This is a genomic window from Corallococcus sp. AB049A, assembly GCF_003668885.1.
GTDB classification, from domain to species: Bacteria; Myxococcota; Myxococcia; order Myxococcales; family Myxococcaceae; genus Corallococcus; species Corallococcus interemptor.
Genome location: NZ_RAWL01000697.1, coordinates 1 through 2,449, shown reverse-complemented (window position 1 = coordinate 2,449; position 2,449 = coordinate 1). Strand labels below are relative to the sequence as shown.

The following is a 2,449-nucleotide window of genomic DNA, read 5'->3' as shown; positions in this document are numbered from 1 at the left end:
GAGGTAGGCGTCCTCCAGCGTGGGCGGCGTGCGCTCGAAGCCTGGGGGCACGGGCGTGCCGGGGGCGGCGTGGATGCGTACGCGGTTCTTGCCCTCGAAGAGCACGGCCTGGGTGACGCGGTGGGCCTGCTGGAAGGCGGCCATGCCGGCCGGGGGGACGGTGCCCTCGAAGAGGGTGTCGTGGAGGGCGGCCTTCGCTTCGCTGGGGCTGGTGATGGCCATCACGCGGCCGTGGCGGATGACGGCGAAGCGCGGGCAGAGCATGGCCACGTCCTCCACGATGTGCGTGGACAGCAGCACCGTGCGCTCGTGGGCCATCTCCGCGAGCAGCCGGTAGAAGCGTTGGCGCTCCTCGGGGTCCAGGCCCGCGGTGGGCTCGTCCACGATGAGCAGCTTCGGGTCTCCGGCCAGCGCCTGCGCGATGCCCAACCGCTGCCGCATGCCGCCGGAGTACTCCTTCACCTTGCGCTTCGCCGCGAAGGTGAGGTTCACGCGCTCCAGCAGCTGGGCGCACAGGGCCTTCAGCCCCTGCGGCGCGGTGACGCCCTTGAGCTCCAGCAGGTAGCGCAGCATGTCCTGGCCGGAGAGGTATGGGTAGAAGCCGAACTCCTGCGGCAGGTAGCCCAGGTGCGGGCGCAGCGCCTCCGGGTGGCGCACCAGGTCCAGACCGTCGAGCGTCACCTCGCCGGAGGTCGGCTCCAGCAGGCCGGAGAGAATCTTCATCAGCGTGGACTTGCCCGCGCCGTTGGGCCCGAGCAGTCCGAACATCCCCTTGGGAACGTCCAGGTCCACGCCACGAAGGGCCGTCACCGGGCCCGGGTACACCTTCACCAGGTTGCGCAGGCTGAGCATGTGGCCCGTTCTACGCCGAAGTGGGGGACTCCATTTCCAGCTTCGCGAACAAAGAGGCGCACTTCGGGTCCATGAGAGGCTCTACGATGTGTGTGTTAGACCGCCAGGGCATGAACCTTCGGCCTGTCTGTCTTTCCCTCGTGGCGGGCGCCATCGCGCTCCTGGGATGCTCGGGGCCGACCTATCTGCATGGCAAGGCCCTGAAGCAGAACGAGTACCGCGGCTACGGCGAGTCCCTGCCCGAGCGCGACCGCGAGGTGCTGGTCCGGGCGGAGGGGGTGAAGGATGCGGCGTCGGTCATCTTCCTGCTGGAGACGTTGCCAGAGGGCATCGAGATGACCTCCCACAGGCTCCAGGTGAAGGACGGCTATGCGCACCAGCTGCTGGGCAAGCTGGCCTTCAGCCGGGGGCAGGTGGACTCCAAGCAGGACCTCATCGAGCAGGTGCGCAAGGTGGCGCTGGCGGCGAGAGGTGACGCGGCCGTCGGCATCTTCCTGCTCACGCCGGCCAACGATTACTCCCAGGCACAGGCGGTGGAGGCGGTCATCCTCAAGCTGGACCCGCGCGTGCGCGCGAAGCTACGTCCGGACGAGGCGACGATGAGAGGTTCGGCATCAGCGGGCGTCGAACAGCGCTGAGCAGATCCGCCACGAACCGGGAGATGCGCTCCACCCACCGGCCCAGACCGCCCCTCCCAACGCATTCGTCCTCAGACTCGAACGAAGTGAATCCGATGCAGGCAGGAGACACTGAAGCTCCGCTGTCGGGCTCCTCGGGAAGGGCCTCCACATGGGGGGAGAGGGCAACCCCAGGCACCTCGGAGTCCCCAACGACAAGCGCAGCGCACGGGGCCTCCGGAGCGACAGGCTGACTGGGAGCAGGGACGAAGGCATCCAGCACGCGGTCATCGTGTGCCTTCATCAGCGTCGGCAGGTCATGCTGGATGGCCCGCGTATCGCGATCATGCAGGGCACCCTTCGCGCAGTTCGCCCACTGGCGCAGCGGCTCACCTCCCAGAAGAGGCAGCAGCTGGGCCGCGCCGACCATGAAGGCCCGCTGAAGAGACTGCACGAGCAGCACATGCCCGGGCCGGTCCGCCACGCGGGCCGCAAGCCGCAGCAATTCGAATTCCACCTGGGCGCAGTAAGCCCCTGACTCCCAGCGCGCCGCGTCCCAAAGCCCGAAGCAAATGCCCGCCAGCTGGTCCAAGTCCCGCTTGGAGGCCCGTGCGCAGCAGTCGGACAGCAGCTCCACCATCACCTGCCGCCTGAGGCTGAAGTAGCCCTCCAAGAGCCACCGGGCCTCCGGCGAGCGCGTGTCATGCAGCGCCAGCCCCAGGTTCTCCAGCGTTAGTGACTCATCCAGCGGCACCGCGCGCGTCTTGCGTCCAGGCCGCTGCACCACCAGGCCCCGTGCCGCCAGCCGCCGCAGTGCTTCGCGCATGGTGCCCCGGCAGACGTCATAGTGGCGCGCCAGCTTCGCTTCCGAGCCGAACTGCCCGCTCGGGTGAATCCGTCCCAGCGCGATGTCGCGCTCAATCTGTGCTTCCACGTACGCCACGAGCCCGCCGTGCCCCATCCCCATTCCCCTTCCTCGT

Annotated in this window: 3 protein-coding genes; 1 reads left to right on the top strand and 2 read right to left on the bottom strand. The window is 68.5% G+C overall.

Going from position 1 to position 2,449, the window contains the following annotated elements; genetic code table 11:
• A partial coding sequence (locus D7X55_RS38380) for an ABC transporter ATP-binding protein (protein ID WP_147470394.1) occupies positions 1 to 852 on the bottom strand: 852 nt, incomplete at its 3' end.
• A gap of 110 nt (positions 853 to 962) precedes the next feature.
• On the opposite strand from D7X55_RS38380, the gene D7X55_RS38375 reads away from it, so the two are divergent.
• Positions 963 to 1,490 carry a hypothetical protein gene (locus D7X55_RS38375; RefSeq protein ID WP_147442878.1) on the top strand — a complete coding sequence of 176 codons (528 nt, stop codon included), beginning with the start codon at positions 963 to 965 and terminating at the stop codon, positions 1,488 to 1,490.
• On the opposite strand, the gene D7X55_RS38370 is transcribed toward D7X55_RS38375, so the two are convergent.
• A partial coding sequence (locus D7X55_RS38370; RefSeq protein WP_407921816.1) for a FadR/GntR family transcriptional regulator occupies positions 1,402 to 2,449 on the bottom strand: 1,048 nt, incomplete at its 5' end. The genes D7X55_RS38375 and D7X55_RS38370 overlap by 89 nt on opposite strands.